We start from the raw sequence: 5067 nt of genomic DNA on the forward strand, positions 1-5067 counted from the left end.
GGCCAGGACCCAGGCCGCCACGAGCAGCCAGGTCTCCGCCACGTCCACGCCGCGCCGCAGCGGGTTGCGCCGCCGGTGGCGCAACGGTGCGGGAGCCATCGGGCACCCCCTTTCGCGCCTGCCTCGACCGTCCCACTCCCCGGCGCCCGGTGTGAGGGCCGAACGGCCCCGCCGCCCCTGCCTGGCGGGCCTCCCGCCACCGGGTGACGATGGGACCGGCGGCGGACGGAAGGCGCCGCACGACCGGGTGGAGGCAGCATGGACCGGCCGGAGACGTTCTCACCCCGCAGACCCATCCGGGTGTTCCTGCTGGACGACCACGAGGTGGTCCGGCGCGGCGTCCAGGACGTCCTGGACGCGGAACCCGACATCGAGGTGGTCGGCGACGCGGGGACCGCCGACCACGCGCTGGCCCGCGGCCCCGCGCTCCGCCCCGACGTCGCCGTCCTCGACGTGCGCCTCCCGGACGGCGACGGCATCGGCGTCTGCCGTGAACTGCGCTCCCGGATGCCGGGCCTCGCCTGCCTGATGCTGACCTCGTTCGACGACGACGACGCCCTGCTCGACGCGATCATGGCGGGCGCCGCCGGCTACGTCCTCAAGGAGATCAAGGGCGCCGACCTGGTCGCCGCGGTACGCACGGTGGCCTCCGGCCGCTCCATGCTTGACCCGGCGACCACCTCCCGGCTGATGAGCAGCCTGCGCGGCGACGAGGACACCGCGGCGGCCGGGGAGGACGCCCTGTCCGGGCTGTCCCCGCGCGAACGCGAGATCCTCGGCCTCATCGGCGAAGGACTGACCAACCGCCAGATCGGCAAGCGGCTCTACCTCTCCGAGAAGACCGTCAAGAACCACATCTCCCGCCTGCTGGCCAAACTCGGCGTCGAACGCCGCATCCAGGCGGCCGTCCTCGCCACCCGCACCACCCCCGGCCGGACCCCGCCGCACACCCCCCGCCCCTGACCTCACGGCGGGGCGAGCGGCGCGCGCCACACCAGGCGGGTACCGCCCCCGGGGCGTGCCCCGGCGGTCATGGTGCCGCCCGCGCCCTCCGCCCGTTCCGCGAGGTTGTGCAGCCCGCTGCGCCGCCCCTCCCGCGGCAGGCCCACCCCGTCGTCCGTCACGGTCAGCTCCACCGCGCCGTCCCGCACCCGCACCGAGACGTCGGCGGCGCCGGCGTGCGCGTGCCGTGCCACATTGCTCAGCGCCTCGCCGACCACCGCCACCACGTGCTCGGCCAGCTCCGCCGGTACGTCCGTGTCGAGCAGGCCCTCCATGTGCAGCGACGGGGTGAAGCCCAGCGGCGGGGACTCCCGTTCCACCGTCGCGACGATCCGGGCCCGCAGCCTGCGGCTCTCCCGCTCGGTGCCGTGCGACCGGAGCCCGAAGATCGTCGACCTGATGATCTTGATGGTCTCGTCCAGGTCGTCCACCGCCCGCAGCAACCGCTCACGGGCCTCGGGATGATCGACGAACCGCACCGCGCTCTGCAACGTCATCCCCGTCGCGAACAGCCGCTGGATGGCCAGATCGTGCAGGTCACGGGCGATGCGGTCACGGTCCCTGAGCAGCGCGACCTGCTCCGACGTCCGGCGCTGCTCGCTCAGCTCCATCGCCAGCGCCGCCTGCCCCGCGAACGTCAGCAGCGGCTCGGTCTCCGCCCCGGTGAACGGGGCCCGGCTCGGGACCCGGGCCAGCAGCAGCACCCCGCGCACCCGCTCCCCGGTGAGCATCGGCACCGCGACGGCCGGCCCCAGTCCCGCCCAGCGCGGCGGGCCCGCCGTGATCCGCGGATCGTGCGCCACGTCGTCGCTCACCAGCGGGCCGCGCGCGTCGAGCGCCGCCCCGGCGAACGATCCGGCACGCGGCAGCACCAGCCCCCGGTGCGCCCCGGCGCCTTCCCCGGCCGCCAGTGCCACATGCAGCGCGCCGCTCTCCAGCGGCAGCGCCAGCGCCCCGAGGTCGGCGGAGAGGATACGCCGGGCATGGCCGACGATCAGCCGCAGTATCCGCGGCTCGTCGGCGCCCTGGAGCAGGCTCGCGACGATCTCGCCGTTGGCCTCCAGCCACTTCTGGCGGCACCGGGTCTCCTCGTACAGCCGCGCGTTCTCGATGGCCACGCCCGCCGCCACCGCGAGCGTCGACAGCACCGCCTCGTCCTCGGCGTCGAACTCCCCGCCGCCGCGCTTCTGCGTGAGGTAGAGATTGCCGAACACCTTGTCCCGCACCCGGACCGGCACCCCGAGGAACGTCCGCATCGGCGGATGACCGGGCGGGAAGCCGTACGACGCGGGGTGCTCCGACAGGTCCGCCAGCCGCAGCGGCCCGGGACGCCGGATCAGCTCGCCCAGCACCCCGTGCCCCGCCGGCGGCCGCCCGATCGCCTTCGCCTGCTCCTCGCTGACCCCCACCGGCACGAATGCGGTGAGTCCCGTGCCCTCGCCCACCACCCCCAGCGCCCCGTACTCGGCGTCCACCACGGCCACAGCGGCCTCGACGATACGGCGCAGCACCTGGGACAGCTCCAGCCCCTTGCCGACCGACAGCACGGCCTCCAGCAGCAGCCGCGCGGTGCCGCCCGGACCGTCCCGCACGGCGTCCAACGGCGCGTGCGGGTCCTCCGGCAGGACGCCGGGACGCCGCGCGCCCTCGTACCGCATGTGGTCGCTCACCGTGCCTCCACCACGACCCGCACGACAGCGGGGCCGTACTTCCACCGTAGGCACCGCCCCGGAACCGGCACGTCGGCGCCCGCGCCACCGGGCCGTGGGCCGTTCGGCCCCCGGCCGCCGCCCAACGGCTCATGGGACCGCGGCCGCTACGCCCGGCAGGGTGGAAGGACGCGGCGCCGGCGGGACCCCGAGCACACCCCGCCGTACCGCCCGGACCGAAGACGCGCACCGCGGCACCGCGCCGCCGGGACGCCCCCACCGACCCGCGGGAGCACCCATGACCGCACCTCCCGCCGGACGCCCCCCGATCGTCGTCGGGGTCGAGTCCGCCACCCAGCCCCGCATGGCCCTGGCCTGGGCCGTCGACGAGGCACACCGCCGGGGGCTGCCCCTGACGGTGGTCCACGCCCACGGGATGCCGCTGCCGAAGGTCCCCGGACGGGAGGAACTGCCGTCCTGGCAGGAATGGCGGCGCACCGCGCACGGCGAGGGCGAGCACACCCTCGCCACCGCCGTCGCCTTCGCCGAGGCCCGCGACGCCACCGTCCCGGTGACCGGACTGCTCAGCGAGGGCGAGCCGACCTGGGTGCTCGGCGAACGCGCCGAGACCGCCGCGATGGTCGTCCTCGGCCCCCGCTCCCTCCAGCCGCGCCGCGGACTGTTCGCCCGCGCCGACACCGCCCTGCCCGTCATGGCGCAGGCCCGCTGCCCGGTCGCCGTCGTCCGCGAGTGGGAGCACACCAGCGAGCAGCGGCCCTATGTCGTCGTCGGCGTCGACGGCAGCCCCGCCTCCCAGGCCGCCGTGGACTTCGCGTGCGAGGAGGCCGCGCTGCGCGGCGCGGGACTGCGCGCGGTCCATGTCTGGCAGCCCCCGGCGCACGGGTCCGTCGACGAGGAGGAGGCCCTGCGCGAGTGCCGCGCGGTCCTCTCCGCCGCCGTCGCCGGACACACCGAGACCCACCCGGACCTCGACCTGCGGCACGAGGTCGTCACCGGCCACCCGGTGGACGTCCTCATCCAGGCGTCACGGCACGCCCTCGCCGTGGTCACCGGGACACGGGGACTGGGCGGCTTCACCGGGATGCTGCTCGGCTCGGTCAGCCAGGGACTTCTTCACCACGCCCAGTGCCCCCTGGTGACCGTGCCCCGCCCGCACGGGACGTAAGGCGTGCCCGGCACGTCCCGCCCGCCCCGCGACGGGCGGCCCGCATGTCCTCCCCCAGGTCCGGGACGACTCTCTGCCGTGCGTTCGCACGCACCGGATGCCGCGGGGCCCGCCCTCCGGGCGGACGACGGGAAGTGCCGGACCCATCCCAGGGCCTGCCGTCCCCGCGACGGGCCGGGCCCGGCCGTGCGCCCCGCCCGCCATGGGCCCTTCGGGCCGCCCGGCAGGACCGACAGCCCCTGCCCCGCCGCGCCGCGCCCGCGCACGCTGGGGTGCACCGGCAGCGGACGGCCGGCCGGAGACCTGGAGGACCGATGACCACCACCACCCTGCTCCATGTGCTGCCTCCCGTCGCACGCGACCGCCTGATGGAACTCGCCCGCGAGGTCTCGTTCCCCACGGGCACCCGCATCTTCGAGGAGGGCGGCGCCGCCGACCGGTTCTGGATCATCCGCACCGGCTCCGTCACCCTCGACGTCGGCCTCGACGACGGACGGCGGGTGACCGTCGAGACCCTCGGCCACGGCGACCTCCTCGGATGGTCCTGGTGCGTGCCGCCCTACAACTGGCGCCTGGGCGCGGAGGCGTTCACCCCCGTACGGGCCCACGAGTTCGACGCCGCCGCGGTCCGCGCCCTGTGCGAGGCCGACCCCGTCTTCGGCCGCGCCCTGGCCTACCGGGTGCTCGACGTCGTCGCCCGGCGCCTCCAGGCCACCCGCCTGCATCTGCTCGACCCGCGCGGCACGACCCTCGCCTACACCCCCAGGGGCCCCTCGTGAGCGGCCCGGCGGAGCGGCCCCTGACCGTCGGCGTCGACGGCTCCGACGCCGGGTACGCCGCGGTGGACTGGGCCGCCGCCGAGGCCGCGCTGCGCGGACTGCCGCTGCGGGTGGTGTACGCCTCCCGCTGGGAACGCTACGAGGGCGCCGCGCTCGCGCAGGGCCTGGGCCGCCCCACCGAGCAGGTCCTCGCGGAGGACATCGTCGCCGCCGCGGCGGCACGCGCCACCCGCCTGCGCCCCGACGTCACCGTCGTCACCCAGGTCCTCGCCGAGGACTCGGTCACCGCCCTGCTGCGCGAGAGCCGCTACGCCACCGCACTGGTCCTGGGCTCCCACGGCCGCGGCGCCTTCGCCGGCCTGCTGCTGGGCTCCGTCGGCCTGGCGGTCGCCGGCCGCTCCCACGGCCCAGTGATCGTCGTACGCGGCGACCCGCCCGGCCTCACCGGCGC

General features: G+C 76.3%; 5 protein-coding genes. 4 read left to right on the plus strand and 1 reads right to left on the minus strand.

Going from position 1 to position 5067, the window contains the following annotated elements:
- The first annotated feature begins 258 nt into the window (after positions 1-258).
- A complete protein-coding gene (locus AC51EU_RS26935) occupies positions 259-963 on the plus strand; it encodes a response regulator (RefSeq protein ID WP_496269690.1) in 705 nt (234 codons plus the stop codon).
- Positions 964-965: 2 nt separating this feature from the next.
- Here AC51EU_RS26935 and AC51EU_RS26940 read toward each other — a convergent pair whose 3' ends face one another.
- Positions 966-2660 (minus strand): sensor histidine kinase, encoded by a 1695-nt coding sequence (locus AC51EU_RS26940; RefSeq protein WP_496269694.1) that lies wholly within the window; start codon positions 2658-2660, stop codon positions 966-968.
- A gap of 289 nt (positions 2661-2949) precedes the next feature.
- Here AC51EU_RS26940 and AC51EU_RS26945 point away from each other — a divergent pair, with 289 nt between their 5' ends.
- The 3 genes from AC51EU_RS26945 to AC51EU_RS26955 all read left to right on the plus strand — a co-directional run.
- Complete coding sequence (locus AC51EU_RS26945; RefSeq protein WP_496269691.1) at positions 2950-3837, plus strand: universal stress protein; 888 nt, start codon at positions 2950-2952, stop codon at positions 3835-3837.
- A 314-nt stretch (positions 3838-4151) separates the two neighbouring features.
- Positions 4152-4616 (plus strand): cyclic nucleotide-binding domain-containing protein, encoded by a 465-nt coding sequence (locus AC51EU_RS26950; RefSeq protein ID WP_496269692.1) that lies wholly within the window; start codon positions 4152-4154, stop codon positions 4614-4616.
- On the plus strand, positions 4613-5067 hold a 455-nt coding region (locus AC51EU_RS26955; protein ID WP_496269693.1), incomplete at its 3' end, for a universal stress protein. The genes AC51EU_RS26950 and AC51EU_RS26955, both read left to right, overlap by 4 nt.

The sequence above is a fragment of the Candidatus Streptomyces philanthi genome (genome assembly GCF_059553635.1).